This is a genomic window from Chitinophagales bacterium (assembly GCA_041392475.1).
Taxonomy (GTDB): Bacteria; Bacteroidota; Bacteroidia; order Chitinophagales; family UBA2359; genus JAUHXA01.
Genome location: JAWKLZ010000001.1, coordinates 409,612 through 428,769 on the forward strand (window position 1 = coordinate 409,612; position 19,158 = coordinate 428,769).

A 19,158-nucleotide genomic window follows, 5' to 3' on the forward strand; every position below is an offset into this window, starting at 1 on the left:
AGACAAATTGCCAACGTTTTCTATTCTTTTGCAGCAACCTGATAAGGATGTGTACTTGAATTTACAGAAAGCATCTGAACGGACTCATGAATTTAGCCTTTATTCATCTTTCCATTGATTATCAATATATTACATCTCTACCTGTTTTTGAAGAAACAGGTAGAGGTGGATAAAAAAGTTGGTCAATTGAATTTGAAATTTGAGTTTGTATTTGAATTTCCTCACACTCTCCGCCTCACCTTCCATTTACTATCCCCATTGCTGCTGTGCAAAAAGTCGTCAATCGTATGTTGGCGTTTGGACTCTTCAAAAACCTGCATAGCGATAAATGCAGCAATTTTGGCTTCCGCTTCGCTGTGATTTTGCAGTGCATCAGGTGAGAAATAGTTTTTTACAAAATGTGTGTCAAAATTACCTGAAATAAAAGCAGGATGCTGCATCACAAATTTGCCGAAAGCCAGTGTATTGGCAATTCCTTCAATTTGATAGTTGTCAATCGCTTCAATCATTTTCTTCAAAGCTGCAGCTCGGTTGGGTGCATGAACAATCAACTTTGAAATCATCGGATCGTAGTAAATCGGGATTGTCATTCCTTCTTCAAAACCATCATCGACTCGTATTCCTTCTCCAACAGGAGGTCTGTACTTTTCCAAAGTGCCAATATCGGGCAGAAAATTGTTGGTTGGGTCTTCGGCATATACCCGCAATTCGATGGCGTGACCATTGATTTGTAGATTGTCTTGTGTAAAACTCAGTCGTTCACCTCTCGCAACTTTGACCTGTTCTTTTACCAAGTCAATTCCTGTAATAAATTCTGTAACAGGATGTTCGACTTGCAGACGGGTATTCATTTCGAGGAAGTAATAATTCAAATTTTCATCCAGTAAAAACTCCACCGTTCCCGCACCAACATAGTCACATGCTCGTGCCACATCCACCGCACTTTCCCCCATTTTGATTCGAAGTTCGGGAGTCAAAACGGCAGAAGGAGCCTCTTCCACCACTTTCTGGTGACGACGCTGAATAGAACATTCTCGCTCAAAAAGGTACAATACATTGCCGTGTGTATCTGCCAAGACCTGAATTTCGATGTGTCGAGGTGAACCCACATATTTTTCGATAAAAACCGAACCATCTCCAAAAGCAGCTTTGGCCTCACTGATTGCTCGTTGCATTTGTTCTGCCAATTCTTCTTCATTCTCTACGATTCGCATCCCTTTTCCACCGCCACCAGCCGAGGCTTTGATAAGAATAGGGAAACCGATTTGAAGCGCAACTTCCATCGCTTCTTTTTCATCTTCTATTGCGCCTTCTGTACCTGGAACCATCGGGATATCGTATTGAGAAACAGCTGCTTTTGCCGCCAATTTACTACCCATCGTTTCTATCGCACCCGTTGGAGGGCCAATAAAAGTGATACCTGCTGCTGTGACTTTTCGGGCAAAATCTGCATTTTCGGACAAAAAACCATAGCCAGGATGTATGCCTTCAACGCCCAATTCCTGACAGACTTCAATGATTTTTTCGACCTTCAAATAGGACTGATTCGAAGGCGGTGGTCCCACACAAACTGCTTCATCTGCAAAACGTACATGAGGTGAATTGCGGTCGGCTTCCGAAAAAATGGCAACTGTTTGGATGCCCATTTCTTTGAGGGAGCGCATGATGCGTAGGGCAATTTCTCCACGATTGGCAACGAGTATTTTTTGCATAGTTTGTTTTTTAGTAAGGGCAAATATAAGGAACAAAATAGGCTTTTTGAACTATCTTTGTCGCATCAATGAATTATATGAATCTGTTAAACCAAGTTTTTCACCTTATCCAAAAAGACCTCTTGCTTGAATGGCGACAAAAGTATGCCTTCAATGGGATTTTGCTGTACGTCATATCTACGGTAGTTGTTGTTTATTTGGCGTTTATGGAGATTGAAGGAGTAGCTTGGATTACTTTGTTTTGGATCATCATGCTTTTTGCCTCGGTCAATGCGGTTGCCAAAAGTTTTTTGCAGGAAAGCCAGAATCGTCAATTGTATTACTATACACTTGCTTCTCCCGAAGCCATTATTTTGTCCAAGATGGTTTACAATGTATTGTTACTCTTATTTTTGGCGACTTTGGCTTTGGGCGTTTACTCCGTATTATTGGGATATCCTATCGAAAACACCTCTCTTTTTTTGACCACTGTGATATTGGGCGCAGTAGGTTTTGCGCTGTGTTTCACCTTGATTTCAGCCATTTCCTCCAAAGCTAGCAACAATGCGACTCTGATGCCCGTGCTGAGTTTTCCTGTGGTCATTCCCGTTTTGTCTTTGTTGATAACCCTCTCCAAAGCAGCCGTTTTAGGCATTGAAGGGGATGGAAATGCAGAGAAAGATATCCTCGTTCTGTTGGCGATTGACGGGATTATGTTGGTCTTGTCGTTTATTTTGTTTCCTTATTTATGGAGGGATTGAAGAAGGGAAATTTAAATGCAATTAATTGAAAATCAATGACAATTTGGTTAGTAGTGCGCCTAAAGCGTCTATAAGGAAGAATTTTTTGGGAGGGAAGGTCATTTGATTTTGTATTTTAATAGATGATTTTCAGTGAATGTTTAATTGATACAAAACTAAATGATTATCTTAATAGTCTGAATTATTCACTCACCGATATTTGAAAAGAACCAATTCTTGTGTTTTTTTGTTTTGTTAGAAAAGTAACTATAAAATACAAAGTACTAACATTTCTCCAATCAAAAGGGTAAATTAGATAACTGAGAATAAAAATAGAAAAATATGGTCTATCCAAATTGAGGTTCAATATTTAACAGATGCTACGGGCAAACAAACGGCTGTACGGATTCCTATAGAAGCATGGAAAAAAATTAGTGAACATTTGCCTACCTTGCTGCAATACATGACTTTACGGAAAAGTCTTATGGAAGGATTTAAGGAGGTGCAGCAAATACAAAGGGGTGAAAAACTGATGAAAACATTAGAGGAATTTTTAAGTAGCATCTACGGATAACTTTGAGAAAGAAGCTAAAAGATTGGTGAAAAAATATCGTTCTCTCAAAAGAGAGTTGGGAGAATTTCAGCAAACACTCATGAAAAACCCAAGACAGGGTACAAAAATCAAAGAAGCTGTCAAAAGTAAAGGAAGGGGGAAAAGTGGCGGGATGCGTGTGATTACGTTTATACACGAAGTAGTAGAGCAAGCTGATGGAGAAATCGTTGTTTATCTTATTTCAATCTATGATAAATCGTATATATATATATAATACAATATTTATGATAAGTATTTAGTTCTATTGATTAATGATGTAGTGAGTAGTATTCGACCGTTAGAAGAACAAATAAATAGCGAAAAGGATGATGATGAAAACGATACAAGTTCAGTGTAAAGTTTTGTTAGTCCTTGATTACCTCCCTAACCACTTTCCGCTCTCCAACCCCCATCCACAAATAATAAACCCCCACACTCAAATCCTTCAATTCCAAACTCAAAGTATAATTTCCTGCATTTTGTTTTTTCTTCAAAACCTCCAAAACCACTTTACCTTGCACATCCACCAATTGAATTTGCAAATTTTGCGGAGAAGAAAGCACATAATTGACCAAACAAAAATCACTTGCAGGATTGGGGTATAAACTCAAAATCACCAAATCACTGTTGAGGTCAGCATTGTCTTCAATGTTCGTAACCATTGGAGGATCAGGCGGTGCGGGAATATCTTGAATCGCTTTTGCAGGGCTTGGACTTGTACGAGGGCTAATGTGATTGCCGCCATCAGTTGAAAACCAACCACCTGCAAAAATTTCATTGGCATCAGGAACGACAATGCTTTCCATCAAATACCAATCTGCCTGTACTTCCTCGGGTTGAACATCCAAAATGAAATAACCATGTCTGTCCACATCCAAAAATTTGAGGTGCGGATTGGGGTTCGGTACACATAGACTTGTATTGAGGCAAGACTCCAAAGCAGCAGCAACGGCTGCTCCAAAATATTCGTCAAAATTGGGGGAACTGATGCTCGGTGTCGCAAATTCAACGGCAATTGAACCTTCACCCGTTTCGGGGTTGTAGGTGGCATTCTCTCCAACGGGTTTCATGCTCACATCTACCGCCAAACTTGTATGAAAATCACCAGTCAGAATCACCGTATTATCAATATTTTGTTCGTCCAAAAATCGAATAATTTTGTCACGCTCGGCAGGATAACCGTCCCAAACATCCAAGACCAAACTCTGAATCGAATCCACATCGAAGCCTGTACCGACTGCCTCCAACCAACTCAAATTCATCTGCGAAAAAATCACCTGATTGCCAACGACTTTCCACTTTGCAATGGAATTATTCAATTGATTTTCAAACCACTGCAATTGTTCTTGTCCCAACATCGTGCGGTTTTCATCTTGCAAATCGGGGCTGTTGATATCGTAAATTTGTTCTTCTCGCCCTTCATAACGGGTGTCTATCATCACTAAATCCATCAAATTGCCGTAGGAAATGGTGCGGTAAAACTTTTCGGCTTCTCGAATCGGCATCCATTCGTAGTAGGCTTTTCGAGCAGCGTTTTTGCGAACATTCCAGTCACCTTCGGTTTCGGGTGTGTGGTTTTCTGCACCGTCTTTGTTGCCATTGTTGGCGACTTCGTGATCGTCCCAAACAGTAATAAAAGGATGCTGTTGATGCGCCGCTCTTAGGTCGGCATCCAAATGATAAAGCGAATATCGGGTGCGGTAATCTGCAAGGGTAATCACCTCGTTTGTAGGTTCATGTGGGCGTTCTGCGCTTAAAGCCCAAACACCACTATTGCCGTATTCATAAATGTAATCGCCCAAGTGAATGACCGCATCCAAGTCGTTGCGTTCCGCAATTTTTCTATAAGCGGTGAAATAACCACTTTGGTACATATTACAGGAAACGACTGCAAATTTTAGATGCTCGGAACTTGCTCCAATGGGCGTTGTTTTGGTTTTGCCAATCAGTGATTTTTTGCCCAGTGCTTCAAAAACGTAATAGTAGGTTGTGCCTGACTGCAAACCTGTTACATCTATTTTGACGGTAAAATCTTTGGAGACATCGGTGGTAATTTCACCAGATTGCACCACATTCTGCAAATCTACATCGCTTGCCATCCACCATTTTACTGCAATGGCTTCCATGTTTTCTGTTGGGGTCACTCGTGTCCAAATAATGACTCGGTCGTGTAAGGGGTCGCCTGATGCTACGCCGTGGTAAAATGGGGCTAAATCAACGTCTAATAAGTCGGTATTTTGTGAGGCGAAACTGCGTTGAAGTTGTTGGATGCCATTGGGTTGATCGGGAGTATTTGCCATTGAAGTGAGGCAAATCAGGAGTAACATTATAATTGAACGGAGAGACAGAGAGGTGGAGAGATAAGAGCGAAAACTTTGGCAAGAGTTAACAACTTTGCCAATGAGACATTTCGATAAAGTCGGAGCAGTTGAAGTGAGCATTGAACACAGAGGCACGGAGGCACGGAGGATTTTTTTCATGTTTTGGTATTTTTTGAAGGTAAATTACGATTTTTATTGAAGGAGGATTTGGTAAGGTGTAAGAATGAATTTGGCAAGACGTTATTTTATTGTTACTTGGCTGTCATTTATCAAATAAAATACTATCATTCTTTGTTAATGTTTTGTTAATGGACATATAGAACTTGAAGGAACTGTGTTTTTGATTTATATTTGTAGTAGCTAAAATTAAACCTATATTGTCTTTTCTTTTATAATAAAGACTTTATAAAAAAGGTGGCAATTTCTAATGAATTGTCACCTTTTTCTTTAATATTCAATTGGGATTTTAGCATAAACTCCTGCCAATTAGGTCATTCGACTCTGCTTTATAAGTTATAGGTCAGAAGGCAAAAACAATTTTGCTGATATATTGTACTTTTGTAGTGTATTGTAAAACGTCTGTTTTGCTTTTATCTTCACAAATCAAACTTATGGATACCAATTTCTTACCCCTTTTTCCACTCAATTTAGTGGTTTTTCCTGAAGAAAAACTGAAACTGCATGTTTTTGAGCCACGTTACAAACAATTGATTTATGAATGTGACAAGCAGCAAACAACTTTTGGAATTCCAGTGTATATTGATGGTAAAGTAAAAGAATTCGGTACGGAAATGCGTTTGATTTCTATTGAAAAAGTGTATCAAAACGGTGAATTGGATGTGGTGACAAAAGGTATTCGTCCTTTTCGTTTGAAAAACTTCCAGAGAATAACTGAGGGAAAATTGTATCCTTCTGCTGAGGTGATGTATCAAAAGAATATAGAGGATGATGATTTAGCGGCGAGAATCATGATAATCGAGCAATTGACGTTGCTATATGAAGCATTGAAGGTCAAAGAGTTTGTCAAAGCAGACTTCTATTCTTTTGAAGTGGCACACAATATTGGTTTTTCGCTTGAGCAAGAATATGAATTATTGCAGTTAAAAAAAGAGAGTGAAAGGCTGCAAAATATATTGACTCATTTGAAGGATATTGTTCCTGTGGTCATTCGCACGGAGGAAATCAAAGCAAAAGTACAGATGAATGGATATTTTAAGAATTTTAACAAACTTGATTTATAAAATTAACAAAGTATGAAATTGTTTTTTCAGAGTGTAATTACTGTCTTGTTGAGCACTTTTTTATTGGGACAAGATCTGGTATTGGCACAATCAGGAGCCGATGAAATTGTAGGCACTTGGTTGGTTCCAGAAAAAGATGGGAAAATTGAAGTGTATAAAAAAGGAGATACCTATTTTGGGAAAATTGTTTGGATTTCAGAACCGAATAATGCAGATGGTACTCCCCGCAAAGACATTTACAATGAGGATACTGCGTTGAGGAATCAACCGATTGTAGGTCTTGTGGTTTTGAGGGACTTTAAATATGATGCTAAATCAAAGGAGTGGACAGGTGGAACTGTTTACAATTCTCGATCGGGTAAAACATACAGTGGTTATCTAAAATTGCAGGAGGATGGTAGCTTGTATTTGAAGGGATACATTGCGGGTATGCGATGGCTTGGAAAATCGAATGTGTGGACAAGAGTGAACTAGCGATTGATAGTTTTGTAAAGAAAAGGCAGATTATTTCAATAAATCACAAAATAATTCACTTTTTTTGCGATTTCTTCAAAAAATATTTGGTGGAGAATAAAAACTCCTTTAGCTTTACGGCATCATAAACAAAGAGAACATGAATTTTACCGTTTCAAATAGCAGTTTTTATTTTTTTTATTTCTGTGCTCCAGACGAAAAGTTGAGGAAATGGTAATGTCATATACAAAAGAATCATTTACAAAGGCCTCGACTAAAAAAGTCGGGGCTTTTTTTTTGTAACAAGTCACAAACTTTCGATGTCTTGAAGACCTTCGAAGTTTTAAAAGAAGCAAATTCAAAATTATACTATGCAAGTAGCGATTCAAGGGATTAGAGGATGTTTTCACCAGATAGCTGCCTTCAAATATTTTGGAGAGCGGGAAGTGATAGAGAGCATTGAATGTGAGACATTTCCGCAAATGTTCCATACTTTCCAAAAGCAGCCCAATTATTATGGGGTGATGGCGATTGAAAACACCGTTGCAGGGACGATATTACCCAATTATGCAATGCTCCGAAATTCTGAAATGAAGATTATTGGAGAAGTCTATTTGCGGATTCAGCATCATTTGTTAAGTGTCGATGGTCAAAAAGTAGAAAATATTCAGGAAGTTCATTCACATCCGATGGCGATTCTTCAATGTCAAAATTTTCTGGATAAACATCATTTGAAACCTGTGGAAACGATTGATACAGCCTGGAGTGCCAAAGAGTTGAGCGAAAAAAGAACCAGAGGAAGGGCTGCAATAGCCAGTAGTTTGGCGGCAGATTACTACAAGTTAGAAATTGTAGCAGAGGGTATTGAAACGAACAAAAGGAATTTTACCCGCTTTTTGGTTTTACAGCACAAAGAATTTACCCAAAAAACGCAACTGCCTTCTAATAAAGCTTCCATTTGTTTTCACTTGGTCCATGAAGTGGGTTCTTTGGCTAAAACGCTGACAATCTTGAGCGAACAAGGTATCAACCTTACCAAGATTCAATCGTTGCCAGTTGTAGGTAAAGCATGGGAATACTTTTTTCATTTGGATGTTGAGTTTTCAGATTATGATGGATATAGAAAATCTTTGGAGGCTATTCAGCCTTATATCAATGAATTGCAGATTTTGGGCGAATACCAAAGAGGAGTTAAGCACCGGACGATTTGATGGCTGAATGGCTCAGTACTTAATTTCAACACATTAACATAACAGCACACCAATACATAAAAAAAATGATTATTTCGACAGCAAATAGATTGAACACTGTTGAGGAATATTATTTCTCCAAAAAATTGCGGCAAATTCAAGAAATGAAGGCGGAGGGTAAAGATATCATCAATATCGGCATTGGTAGCCCCGATTTACCCCCTTCAAAGCAGACGGTTGATGCCTTGAAAAAGACTGCAAATAGACAAGATATTCATGGTTATCAAAGCTATACAGGCATTCCTGAACTTCGGGTTGCAATGGCAAAATGGTACAAACGGGTCTATGATGTGGATGTGGATTCAGGATCGGAGATATTGCCATTGATGGGTTCTAAGGAAGGAATCATGCACATTTCGATGGCGTTTTTGAATTCCGGAGACGGTGTATTGGTCCCCAATCCTGGTTATTTGACCTATTCGTCTGTTTCTAAACTATTGGACGCTAATTTGTTGCCGTATAATTTGATGGAGGAGAACAATTGGAAACCTGATTGGGCGACATTGGAGGATATGGATTTAGAAAAAGTCAAAATAATGTGGGTAAATTATCCAAATATGCCAACAGGTGCAGATGCTTCTTACAAGTTGTTTGAGCGTTTGGTGTCCTTTGCTCATAAACACAATGTTTTGATAGTCAATGATAATCCATATAGTTTGGTACTAAACAAAGACCCGAAAAGTATCTTGGAAGTGGACGGTGCAAAGGAGGTGGCAATTGAGCTAAATTCGTTGAGTAAGTCACACAATATGGCGGGTTGGCGTGTGGGGATGGTGCTTGGCGCAAGTGAGTATTTGCAGCCCATATTGAAGGTGAAAAGTAATATGGATTCGGGGATGTTTTTGGGTATTCAACAGGCTGCAATTGAAGCCTTGACGAACTCAGAAGATTGGCATGAGCTGCAAAATAAGGAATATGGGCTTAGGCGAAAGATGGCTTATGAAATATTAGACATGTTGGATTGTCGTTATACTTCCAATCAAGTGGGTATGTTTGTTTGGGCAAAAGTGCCTGAGGGTGTATTGTCTGTCGAGGTATGGATAGATGAATTGTTGCAGAAAACGAATGTATTTATGACTCCTGGATTTATTTTTGGGTCGGCAGGTGAACGGTATGTGCGAATTTCACTTTGCAGTTCGTTAAAAGTATTGGAGGAAGCAAAAAATAGACTTCAAAAATTTCACCATCAAACTCCGATGAACAATTAAGATTTTGCTAGGGTTCAAAAATTAAGCAATTTTTCAAGAAGATGACTACAACGATTATAGGACTGGGATTGATAGGCGGTTCTTTGGGCTTGGACCTAAAAGAGCGAGGGTTTACGCAAAAAGTGATTGGTGTGGATGCAAATCCAAAACATACTGAAGATGCACTAGAATTGGGCTTAGTAGATGAAGTGATGAAATTGAAGGAAGCGGTTGAGTTAGCGGATTTGGTGATTTTGGCTGTTCCTGTTAATGCGATTATCAAATTATTACCAATCGTATTGGATTCTATAAAAGACGATGCTGTGGTGACAGATATGGGTTCAACAAAAGGTGGCATGGTGAAAGCAGTTGAAAATCACCCTAAAAGAGGTCAATATGTGGCTTCACATCCTATGGCAGGAACAGAATATTCAGGGCCGAGGGCCGCAATTCGTGGAATGTTTGACGGTAAGGTGGCGATTTTGTGCAATGCCACAGACAGTACCCCAGAGGCGAAACACACGGTAGGATTTATGTATAGTAGATTGAAGATGCGGATAATCGAAATGGATGCTGCCGAACATGATGTTCATGCAGCGTATGTGTCACATGTTTCGCATATTAGTTCATTCATACTGGCAAATACAGTGTTGGAGAAAGAAAAAAGTGTAGCAAATATTTTTAATATGGCTGGTGGAGGTTTTGCTTCCACTGTGCGCTTGGCGAAAAGTTCACCCGAAATGTGGTCGCAAATATTTGAGCAAAATGCAGACAATATCATGGAGGTAATCAATACGTATGTCAAAAATTTACTACTTTGGAGATGGCATATTGAGCAGGGAGAATTTGACGAGCTGGCGAAAATGATGCAGTCTGCGAATGAGATTCGGAAAATCCTGAAGTAAATGTAGGAATTGTTCTCAGTATAACCATCAGAAAAACAAAAATTCATTATTAACAAAAATAAAGTTATAGCAATTATGCAAGTTAAATTGAATATTACACCGCTGGAAGAGTGGGGTTTAGGATTGAGTAGAAAAGAACCTTTGTTGATTAGCGGTCCATGTAGTGCCGAAACAGAGGAACAGGTGTTGGAAACGGCTCAACGCTTGTCAAAACAAAAAATACACCTTTTGCGGGCAGGTATTTGGAAACCTCGTACTCGCCCAAATAGTTTTGAAGGCATGGGAAGTCCTGCTTTGAAGTGGCTGAAAAACGCTTCAAAACAAACGGGATTGCCTGTAACCTGTGAAGTGGCGAATGTGAAACACGTCTATGAAGCTCTTAGAATGGGCATTGACATCCTCTGGATTGGTGCAAGAACTACGGTCAATCCTTTTGCAGTTCAAGAAATTGCGGATGCTTTGGTAGATGTGGATATTCCTGTGATGGTGAAAAATCCTGTAAATCCCGATTTGGATCTATGGATTGGTGCATTTGAGCGTTTGAACCGAGCGGGCATTACCAAATTGGCGGCTATTCACCGTGGTTTTTCCTCTCATAGTCAAACCCGCTACCGCAATATTCCGCTTTGGGAAATTCCGATTGAATTGATGCGCCGTATTCCTGAATTACCTATTATTTGTGATCCTAGTCATATTTGTGGTCGCCGAGATCTTTTGCAGGAAGTATCTCAAAAAGCGATGGATTTGAATTTTGACGGATTGATGATTGAATCACATATCAATCCTGCCAAAGCATTGAGCGATGCTAAACAGCAGGTTATACCAGAAAGATATGGCGAAATCATTAATTCTTTGGTCATTCGTAAAACTTCAACGGATGATGTGATGGTGCAACACAATTTGGACGATTTGCGAGAATTGATTGACGAAAAAGACAAGGAAGTACTCTCACTCTTGGTCGAAAGAATGGGTATTGCTGAGCGAATCGGAGATTATAAGCGTGAAAATGGCATCACAATTTTGCAGCCTGCAAGGTGGGATGAGTTGATTCGTGATCGAATTGCAGAAGGTGAAAAAGTAGGTTTGAGCGCACATTTTATGCAGGATTTATATACAGCAGTACACAATGAATCTATTCGACACCAGACAAAGGTGATGAATAGTGAGATTGCATAATGGTGGAATTGAAATCACATCATCTTATTTAGTGTTTTAATTTCTCATCTGTATATTTTATCAATCGCCTAATTGCAGGGTCAATTTCTTGAAGTGGTTTCCAATATTCTTCAATTTTTCAATCGCTTCAATCCCTCCAAATATTCCTTAATTAGCTGATTTTGAAGATACAACTCTTCAATAATTGCCAAACCGTTTTTAACACGAACATCTATATAAGCCGCAACGGTTGTACTATCGTTGCGGTTTTGTTGTCTAAGTATATCATTGTAAGCTTGTTCTGCAACAGGCGCATCGTATTCATTCAGATAGTAGCGATCAAAAGGCAGGTTGTAGTAGATGGTATTGCTATCGACATAATTGACATTTGTAGCGATATAATTGGAGAAATCGGGAGTTTGGGTGTAGGCATTCGTGATTTTGGCAAAACCCTGAGCATCTGTATTGACCTCCAAATACACCTTTGAATTGAAGTCAAAAGTTTCCATTGCATTGGGATAGGTCAGACTGTTTTCTTCATAAGAAAGCACAATATATTTGCCTCGAAAAGCATCATAGGGATCAACGGGTCGTGGTTTGAATCGAAAAACTTGTCCTGTGCTGAGCGTATTCTCATGTGTTGCAATCAAATAGGCAGGGTAGGCCAAATACAGCAACATGACTATGAAAAAAGCAGCGGTAAGATAGATTGGTTTTTTCATTTTTGTATTGGATTTTTTGAAGATGAACTTTTAGATGGTAAAGATGGTAAGGAACTTGAAGGATTTTGATGATGGCGAAAAGGGAACAGGAATTTATGATTTATGGTTTCGGAAGAATAATTTGTGGAAACCAAATCACCATTCACTCAACTACTCATCACTATTCACCTGCTTCAATCGTTTGGTCAACACATAATTGGCAGTCAGAAAGCCCACACCAATTACTACAAAAGCGATTCCCTTCAATAAGAAATCCAAATCGCTGTCAAAGAAACGTACAATGAGTAAGGTCGCCAAAAACAAAGTACCTGCATTGACCAAAGCCACCAATTGATGCTTGATTCCTTCATTGACATAGTACAATCCCCATGCGAAAATGTACAAATTGAACAAGGCCCTCACCCAAAAATCATTCGTAGATAAGGCTATAAAAATACCAACCAAAACCATTGTTGGAAAGCTCAACAATAAATAATTCACCTGCCGCCCTTTTTGCCAAAACTGAATCGCCAAAGCTTTGAGTGCAACAACTGCAATGAGCAAAACGGCAAAATTGACCCAAGTAGCAAATTGAGGGTAATTTTTCCCAGCTATCCATTTTGAAAAATCAATATCACTCAGGTGCCATTTGAAGGTCAAAAACATAGACATAACAAAAATCCCTGCAATCGCAGTGGTCTGAAATGGCCGCAACCACATACTTTTTTCTTGGCCAAAGAACTGTTTACCAAGCATATACAAAAAAGTAAAAATGATAGAATCTCCAAGCAACCAATTTAGAGCAACACGGTTTTCAAAAACATTGTGTATGGCAATAACGAAGGTAATGACCAAAGTCCATCCCAGTAAATTCGCCCTTGCCCTATCTCCAAAACCAACAAAGTTTTTTGTAGCATATCCTTTCTGCAATACTTGCAAATTTTTCCACAAGTGCGGTAATGCTGCCAACAGAAATCCCCAATACCAGATGCTTTCACCATACCTCCCTGCTCCCATTGCCCACGAACTAATCAGACACAAATACAATACACAAACCAAAGTGGCATTGCTGAGATAGAGTAAGGGAATGGTTAGCAAACACCACACAAATAAAAAATCTTGTATTGTACCTGGCAAATTGTAGGTCTGACTGATCAATGCCATGCAACTCGCCAACATCAACATCAAAAATATGGCTGTGCTTTCTATCCATGCTACTGAATCCGATTTTTTGAAAAAACTATATCCATAAATGATTTGTGCGCTTATCAAGGGTAGAAAACACAGAATTGTTTTGGTGCTTCGGCTGAAATCGTCCCAATTGTGTGCGAATATCAAGATGATGCCGCTGCCTATTAATGTTGCTCCCAATATACCCATGATGATGAAGCCCCAGTTGATGCTGTTTTTTGGCATTGACATCGACGGTGTGACTTCGGTGCTTTCATAGTATTGAAGTATTTCTTGGGCGGTATCATTGCTTATCCAGCCTTTGGAGAGCCATAGGGGGATTTGGGATTGGAGGAAGGAGTTTTGTTCGGGTTGGTTCATAAGGGTGTTGGTTTTGGGATTATGAAGATAGGGGAAATTTGGGAGAATGGATAAATATAGTTTTTAATTTTTTTTTTGTCATAAAAAGGTAATTAACTTTCTGATGGTTGTTGTTGGGAAAGAAAATTGGTCGTTTATTACATAGGAGTATATCTCCATAAGATAATTTTTGAAAATTATAATAACTTTAAGATAAAGAGATATAAGATAATTATAACTAAAGTTATATTGTTTTTTGAAAATACCTGTCTTAAATTTACACTATTATTAAACGACCTAATATTCATATAAGAGAAATAACTATTTAAATTAAAATGATATAGTTTAAAAATAAATAATTATTAGATGAAAGTCTCTATACAAGAGTTTAGAAAAACATACTTATTTGATGACCAAAAAGACTTTTTGGGAAAAGGAGGTTTTGGGGAGGTATATAAAGCCTTCTCTAAAATTAGAGGTGAGTATGTGGTTTTAAAGTTTTATAACGGACAAGTATCTAAATATGATGTTATTTCAGAAATAAAAAAAGCCATTAAGTTAGAACACCCTAATTTAATAAGATATTACTCAGGATATGATGTTGAGTTCTTATCTGGTGAAGTGAAACAAACAGCAGTTATGGAATATGCAAATGGAGGTGATTTAAAGAATCTATTAAGATCAATGAAAAATCCTTTAGATAGAGAATCATTGTTAAAGATAAAAAAAATTGTTAGGGGTATTCTTAAAGGATTGGCTTTTCTAGGAGACAATAATATTATACATCGAGATATAAAACCTGAGAACTTACTAATTCACATTACAGGAGAAAACCCAAATGATTTCATAATTAAAATTGGAGATTTTGGCTTGGCAAGTCAAGTTCAAAAAAGACTGGTCTTGGTAAAGGAAAAAAAGATTGATTTGGTTGGAACACCAGCTTATATGGCACCAGAAATATTTAGTAATGATTATTCTGTTCTAAATGAATATGGACAACCACAAATTAGCCTGAATGCGGACTTATGGGCTTTGGGGATGCTAGTGTATTTTATATTCAAAAGGCAACTTCCTTTTGGAGTAATAAATACTGCAACAACCTATTTTCAAATTAGGAATAATATACTTCACAATCCCATACCAACGAATTTTGACTTAATTCCACAACCTTATCGTACCATAGTTGAACAGTGTTTGATTAGAGATGCCAAAAAAAGAGTAAGAAGATCGCAAGATTTGTTTGGATTAGTAGGGCTGCAGAATGAAGATCATAAAAAATCTTTACCATTCATAAAACCTATAATAAAGCCTATAGTAATAAAAACTACTCAAATAAATGACGAAAAAACACCTTCAATAAAAACAGGGAAAATCATTAAAATATCAAAAAGTAAACAAAAGATTACCATTAAACCTAAAAAATAATATCGATATGATTGACACATCCACTCAAAAAATAATATCATTGAAAATGCCCCCCAGTGAGTGGGACAGTACCTTCCAGATGATTTCTTGGTGGGAAAAAGACCGAGTTAGAAATGCAAATGTCATGGTTGTTGGTGCAGGTGCCCTTGGTAATGAAGTATTGAAAAATCTTACATTGCTGAATGTTGGAAATGTATTTATAGTCGATTTTGATACTATTGAATATTCTAATTTGTGTAGGTCTATTTTGTTTAGAGAATCAGATAGTAAAGGAGGTAAATACAAAGCAGATACTGCAGCAGAGCGAATTAGGGAAATAAACCCTAATATTAATGTCCGAACAATCAAAGGGGATATTTCGATTGATGTTGGACTGGGATTATTTCGACGAATGGATGTTGTTATTGGATGTTTGGACAACCGCTTAGCAAGGTTATCTTTAAATAGATCCTGTCATAAGGTAAACAAAGTTTGGATAGATGGAGGAATTGAAAATTTGGCAGGCAAATGTGTAGTTTACAAACCAACTGTATCATGCTATGAGTGTTCCTTATCGGAGAGTGCATGGGCTAATATTAAGTACAAGATTGGATGTTTAGATGTTGCACAACGGAATGTTTCTCAGGGAAGAATACCTACTACTCCTATATCTTCTTCAATCATTGGAGCAATGCAAGTCCAAGAGTCTCTCAAAGTCATTCATAACAATGTAGAACAACTGACTGCTGGCAAAACGTATTACTATGAAGGTATGAGTAATGAATCGTTGTTATATAAATCTGCATACTTAAAAGAGGACTGCTTGAGTCATTTTGTTTATGAAGACATTATAGAATCACCGCTAAGTGCTGATTTTAGTATAGAAGATGTTTTGTCTTGGTTGAAGGAATATTTCAAAGATGAAAACCCTGTGATAGAATTAGATCATGATTTGATTCTTGAAATTAACTCAGAAAGTAATAAAGAAAGTATTCCTGTGGTTATTGCAAGACCACATTTTACAAATAACCTTATCGCAAAACACCAAACAGCACCAAATGATAAAATTTTTATCACAAAAGATATAGCAGTTATAGATGGCAATTTTGAGAATCAACAATTATCACTGAAAGAAATTGGAATTCCTCCTTTGCACATCATAAAAGTCCATGCAAATGAAACTACTAATTATGTAGAACTTACTGGAGATTTAAGTTTATATAACTTTTAAAAGTACTCTTTTTTACTATGAAATTAATATCTATCCATTTGTTGCTCCTGTGTTTGTTAATGTCTATTGTAGCTAATGGACAAACAGATGAAAAGGAAGCATGGTTAACTGCAAGAGAATACGGGGAGAATTTAGATGCAAGAGGATATGAATATTACATCAATAACTATCCCAATGGAAAAAATATCGATCAAGCAAAAGAAAACCTTGCTGCTATTTATATTGTAGATGGAATTGCTTGGACAGCAGTAAAAGAGGAAGATAATATCGCCAATTATAATGAATACATAAGTATATTCCCTTATGGATTGTTTGTGAATGATGCTCGGCAAAGAATAAGAGAATTGGAAAGTTATTATGACAACTCTTATTCAAATCAAAATCCTGATGAAGAAGCATGGTTGGAAGCTACAAGCCTAAATACAATTAGTGCTTATAATAATTATTTGCAAAATTTTCCGAATGGGGATTATTCGGAAAATGCCGAAGAAAAAATACGAAAAATTCAGGCTAAAATTGCTGCTGAACAAAACGATTGGGATACCGCTATAGGTACAAATACATTGACTGCATTTGAAGAATACCGAAAAAAATATCCTATTGGAAAACATAGAAAACAAGCAGATTCTAATATTGCGTCATTGAGTAAAATAGAAATATTAGAACCTAAGTGGGAGCGAAATAGTGTACAGATTCCGATTGTTTCGCAAGCAAATTATATGGATGATTCGGAACATAAACCATTTAAAGTGGAAGGCCTTCAAGATAATGAGAGTTTTGAGTGGAACAATGAAGGGGATTTTTCTTATCATCTTAATATCAAAAATTTAGAGGAGAAACCATATACTCTTACCATAAAAGGTAGAAATGGAAGTATGGGAGTAAAAAATTTTGAATATAAAATAACGCCTTTGATTCTTGATAGCCTTTATTATGATAACGAAAAAATAATGATAACTATACAAGGAGGTCAAATTCCCTATACTCTAAGTTGGAGTAAGAGAGGAACAAGAGACTTCACAGAAAAAATCACTTTAAATTCTGAAGTGAAAATTGGAGATTACTTTGAATATTCTATTAAAAATTTAAATTTAAAAGCTGATGGCTCTGCCTATAATTTTCTTTTCACGGATAATAGTGGGCAAAGAGTAGAGAAACAAATAAAAGTAGGAGAAAGCTCTTTTTCATATATATATGTAAGTATAGGTTTTTTAATGATTCTAATATTTGCTGGTGCGATATGGTTTTTTATGCAAAGAGAGCAAGAAGCAAATACTGTGTCGCATAAAAATGAGGATAAACCAGTGAAGTTAGGATATAAGTCTTCAATACCTAAACCAAAAAGCAGCGGAATTAAAATCAAAAAAATTGACAAATATTAATTTATTCACCTTAAAATATATTTAAATGGGAACTTATAATGATAACGTTACAATCAATGAAAATACTGATTTAAGTGTAGTAGTCAGGATTCAACCAGATAACTATGAGGTGTCAGTAGAATTGCCTGCTCAATCTACAGGCAAACAAGTTATTGATAGCTTAATTGAAGAACCTAGTCTAGGAATCTCTAGGATTAATCAGGAAGGACAACCTTATATATTTAGATTAGTATCAAAAGGTACAGGAGTTCAAATACAAGAAAATGTTACTTTATTGGATGCAGGTGTAAAGCATAATGATACTTTACTATTATTTCCCGTTATTGAAGCAGGTGGAATTTAAAAAAAATACAAATACAATTGCATGATTAAATGCTAATAGTACTTTACTTGAAATCGTTAATACACTGCACTATTTCAAAAGTTTCTTTAGATTTAGCTTAACACTCAATTTTAATTGGCGTTATATTGGTAATCACAATTTATTTTTGAAACAGTTTATCAAGCATCTAAGCAAAATTATTTACATACTTTTAAATTCGCAAAATTATTATTTTAAATATTTTGCGAAAATTTCAATATTTCTTTAAATCTGCTTAGATACTCAGAATACAAAATAGAATTAATTTTCATTAATAATATTAATATGAATTATAATTTATCTAAACTTAAAAACCCAAGACATAAACGTAAAGCAAAAGAACATCTTTTATTGGAGGAATTTTGTAATAGAAGTAACAAAATTTCTTATGAAGTATTGAGACAATTAGGAAAATCCCCTCCTGATGCCTACTTAATTCATTATAATGTTAAAAGTATTATAGGGATTAATTCCGATAAATCTCCTATCTATGGATTCCACCATACTGCAGAAATTAGTTTCCCTTCGGATTATCCAAGCGTTACAAGCCCTCCAAGGTGCTATATGCGTACTCCAATTTGGCATCCAAATATAAGATATGACGAACCTAATAAAGGGCATATATGCGTAAACGACAAAGCTTTAGGTGCTTGGCACACATTAGATATGTTAGTTAGGTTTATTGGTGAAATACTTCAATATAAAAATTACCATGCCATAAATACAGATCCATATCCTGAAGATCCAATGGTTGCGGAATGGGTTCGGCAATATGCAGAACCTATGGGGATTGTGAATAAGAATCGAAAAATATATGTGGATTTTGATGAATTGTTATTACCTGAAGATGGATTTGTGCAACCTACACCACCTAAGCCTGTGAAGCCTAAACCGAAGATAAAAATTACAAAAATATCAAATGAAAGTATAACAGATACTAGTCAGAATTCTGATAATAAACCACTTGGAAGTGTAGAAGGGGGAAGTTCTATTAAAATCACAAAATTGAGTTAG

At 36.9% G+C, this 19,158-nt stretch carries 17 protein-coding genes; 13 read left to right on the forward strand and 4 right to left on the reverse strand.

Features of this window, described 5'->3' with window-relative positions; translation table 11 throughout:
* Nucleotides 1–221 precede the first annotated feature (221 nt).
* On the reverse strand, nt 222–1,712 hold the full coding sequence (gene accC / locus R3E32_01430) for an acetyl-CoA carboxylase biotin carboxylase subunit (protein MEZ4883367.1): 1,491 nt from the start codon (nt 1,710–1,712) through the stop codon (nt 222–224).
* Nucleotides 1,713–1,789: 77 nt separating this feature from the next.
* Here accC and R3E32_01435 point away from each other — a divergent pair, with 77 nt between their 5' ends.
* Both R3E32_01435 and R3E32_01440 read left to right on the forward strand, forming a co-directional pair.
* A complete protein-coding gene (locus R3E32_01435) occupies nt 1,790–2,452 on the forward strand; it encodes a heme exporter protein CcmB (GenBank protein ID MEZ4883368.1) in 663 nt (220 codons plus the stop codon).
* Nucleotides 2,453–3,027: 575 nt separating this feature from the next.
* Nucleotides 3,028–3,258 carry a hypothetical protein gene (locus R3E32_01440; GenBank protein ID MEZ4883369.1) on the forward strand — a complete coding sequence of 77 codons (231 nt, stop codon included), beginning with the start codon at nt 3,028–3,030 and terminating at the stop codon, nt 3,256–3,258.
* A gap of 130 nt (nt 3,259–3,388) precedes the next feature.
* Here the strand turns inward: R3E32_01440 and R3E32_01445 are convergent, their stop codons facing one another.
* Nucleotides 3,389–5,503: an alkaline phosphatase D family protein gene (locus R3E32_01445; protein MEZ4883370.1), complete on the reverse strand. Its 2,115-nt coding sequence runs from the start codon at nt 5,501–5,503 to the stop codon at nt 3,389–3,391.
* Nucleotides 5,504–5,955: 452 nt separating this feature from the next.
* On the opposite strand from R3E32_01445, the gene R3E32_01450 reads away from it, so the two are divergent.
* The 6 genes from R3E32_01450 to R3E32_01475 all read left to right on the forward strand — a co-directional run bounded on the left by R3E32_01450 (nt 5,956) and on the right by R3E32_01475 (nt 11,556).
* A complete protein-coding gene (locus R3E32_01450; protein MEZ4883371.1) occupies nt 5,956–6,585 on the forward strand; it encodes an LON peptidase substrate-binding domain-containing protein in 630 nt (209 codons plus the stop codon).
* Nucleotides 6,586–6,597: 12 nt separating this feature from the next.
* Nucleotides 6,598–7,059 (forward strand): DUF2147 domain-containing protein, encoded by a 462-nt coding sequence (locus R3E32_01455; protein ID MEZ4883372.1) that lies wholly within the window; start codon nt 6,598–6,600, stop codon nt 7,057–7,059.
* 350 nt (nt 7,060–7,409) lie between these two features.
* Complete coding sequence (locus tag R3E32_01460; protein ID MEZ4883373.1) at nt 7,410–8,249, forward strand: prephenate dehydratase; 840 nt, start codon at nt 7,410–7,412, stop codon at nt 8,247–8,249.
* Between the two features lie 65 nt (nt 8,250–8,314).
* The gene (locus tag R3E32_01465) at nt 8,315–9,496 is read left to right on the forward strand and encodes an aminotransferase class I/II-fold pyridoxal phosphate-dependent enzyme (GenBank protein ID MEZ4883374.1); all 1,182 of its coding nucleotides are present in this window, start codon (nt 8,315–8,317) and stop codon (nt 9,494–9,496) included.
* A gap of 41 nt (nt 9,497–9,537) precedes the next feature.
* Nucleotides 9,538–10,380, forward strand: a complete 843-nt coding sequence (locus R3E32_01470; GenBank protein ID MEZ4883375.1) for a prephenate dehydrogenase — start codon at nt 9,538–9,540, stop codon at nt 10,378–10,380.
* Nucleotides 10,381–10,455: 75 nt separating this feature from the next.
* Nucleotides 10,456–11,556 carry a bifunctional 3-deoxy-7-phosphoheptulonate synthase/chorismate mutase type II gene (locus R3E32_01475; GenBank protein ID MEZ4883376.1) on the forward strand — a complete coding sequence of 367 codons (1,101 nt, stop codon included), beginning with the start codon at nt 10,456–10,458 and terminating at the stop codon, nt 11,554–11,556.
* Nucleotides 11,557–11,666: 110 nt separating this feature from the next.
* On the opposite strand, the gene R3E32_01480 is transcribed toward R3E32_01475, so the two are convergent.
* Nucleotides 11,667–12,257 carry a GDYXXLXY domain-containing protein gene (locus R3E32_01480; protein MEZ4883377.1) on the reverse strand — a complete coding sequence of 197 codons (591 nt, stop codon included), beginning with the start codon at nt 12,255–12,257 and terminating at the stop codon, nt 11,667–11,669.
* A 150-nt stretch (nt 12,258–12,407) separates the two neighbouring features.
* Nucleotides 12,408–13,787 (reverse strand): DUF2157 domain-containing protein, encoded by a 1,380-nt coding sequence (locus R3E32_01485; GenBank protein ID MEZ4883378.1) that lies wholly within the window; start codon nt 13,785–13,787, stop codon nt 12,408–12,410.
* 345 nt (nt 13,788–14,132) lie between these two features.
* Between R3E32_01485 and R3E32_01490 the strand changes: the two genes are divergently transcribed.
* The 5 genes from R3E32_01490 (at nt 14,133) to R3E32_01510 (ending at nt 19,158) form a co-directional block, all read left to right on the forward strand.
* The gene (locus tag R3E32_01490; protein MEZ4883379.1) at nt 14,133–15,191 is read left to right on the forward strand and encodes a serine/threonine-protein kinase; all 1,059 of its coding nucleotides are present in this window, start codon (nt 14,133–14,135) and stop codon (nt 15,189–15,191) included.
* A 7-nt stretch (nt 15,192–15,198) separates the two neighbouring features.
* Nucleotides 15,199–16,401 carry a ThiF family adenylyltransferase gene (locus R3E32_01495; protein MEZ4883380.1) on the forward strand — a complete coding sequence of 401 codons (1,203 nt, stop codon included), beginning with the start codon at nt 15,199–15,201 and terminating at the stop codon, nt 16,399–16,401.
* 17 nt (nt 16,402–16,418) lie between these two features.
* Nucleotides 16,419–17,783, forward strand: coding sequence for a hypothetical protein (locus tag R3E32_01500; protein ID MEZ4883381.1), 1,365 nt, complete (start codon nt 16,419–16,421; stop codon nt 17,781–17,783).
* A gap of 25 nt (nt 17,784–17,808) precedes the next feature.
* On the forward strand, nt 17,809–18,126 hold the full coding sequence (locus R3E32_01505) for a hypothetical protein (protein ID MEZ4883382.1): 318 nt from the start codon (nt 17,809–17,811) through the stop codon (nt 18,124–18,126).
* A 303-nt stretch (nt 18,127–18,429) separates the two neighbouring features.
* Nucleotides 18,430–19,158, forward strand: coding sequence for a ubiquitin-conjugating enzyme E2 (locus tag R3E32_01510; protein MEZ4883383.1), 729 nt, complete (start codon nt 18,430–18,432; stop codon nt 19,156–19,158).

Coding starts and splice junctions, on each gene's coding strand:
- R3E32_01435 (MEZ4883368.1), top strand. CDS start 1,790: ATGAATCTGTTAAACCAAGTTTTTCACCTTATCCAAAAAGACCTCTTG.
- R3E32_01480 (MEZ4883377.1), bottom strand. CDS start 12,257: ATGAAAAAACCAATCTATCTTACCGCTGCTTTTTTCATAGTCATGTTG.
- R3E32_01455 (MEZ4883372.1), top strand. CDS start 6,598: ATGAAATTGTTTTTTCAGAGTGTAATTACTGTCTTGTTGAGCACTTTT.
- R3E32_01470 (MEZ4883375.1), top strand. CDS start 9,538: ATGACTACAACGATTATAGGACTGGGATTGATAGGCGGTTCTTTGGGC.
- R3E32_01450 (MEZ4883371.1), top strand. CDS start 5,956: ATGGATACCAATTTCTTACCCCTTTTTCCACTCAATTTAGTGGTTTTT.
- R3E32_01510 (MEZ4883383.1), top strand. CDS start 18,430: ATGAATTATAATTTATCTAAACTTAAAAACCCAAGACATAAACGTAAA.
- R3E32_01485 (MEZ4883378.1), bottom strand. CDS start 13,787: ATGAACCAACCCGAACAAAACTCCTTCCTCCAATCCCAAATCCCCCTA.
- R3E32_01495 (MEZ4883380.1), top strand. CDS start 15,199: ATGATTGACACATCCACTCAAAAAATAATATCATTGAAAATGCCCCCC.
- R3E32_01445 (MEZ4883370.1), bottom strand. CDS start 5,503: ATGAAAAAAATCCTCCGTGCCTCCGTGCCTCTGTGTTCAATGCTCACT.
- R3E32_01505 (MEZ4883382.1), top strand. CDS start 17,809: ATGGGAACTTATAATGATAACGTTACAATCAATGAAAATACTGATTTA.
- R3E32_01465 (MEZ4883374.1), top strand. CDS start 8,315: ATGATTATTTCGACAGCAAATAGATTGAACACTGTTGAGGAATATTAT.
- R3E32_01460 (MEZ4883373.1), top strand. CDS start 7,410: ATGCAAGTAGCGATTCAAGGGATTAGAGGATGTTTTCACCAGATAGCT.
- R3E32_01490 (MEZ4883379.1), top strand. CDS start 14,133: ATGAAAGTCTCTATACAAGAGTTTAGAAAAACATACTTATTTGATGAC.
- accC (MEZ4883367.1), bottom strand. CDS start 1,712: ATGCAAAAAATACTCGTTGCCAATCGTGGAGAAATTGCCCTACGCATC.
- R3E32_01500 (MEZ4883381.1), top strand. CDS start 16,419: ATGAAATTAATATCTATCCATTTGTTGCTCCTGTGTTTGTTAATGTCT.
- R3E32_01475 (MEZ4883376.1), top strand. CDS start 10,456: ATGCAAGTTAAATTGAATATTACACCGCTGGAAGAGTGGGGTTTAGGA.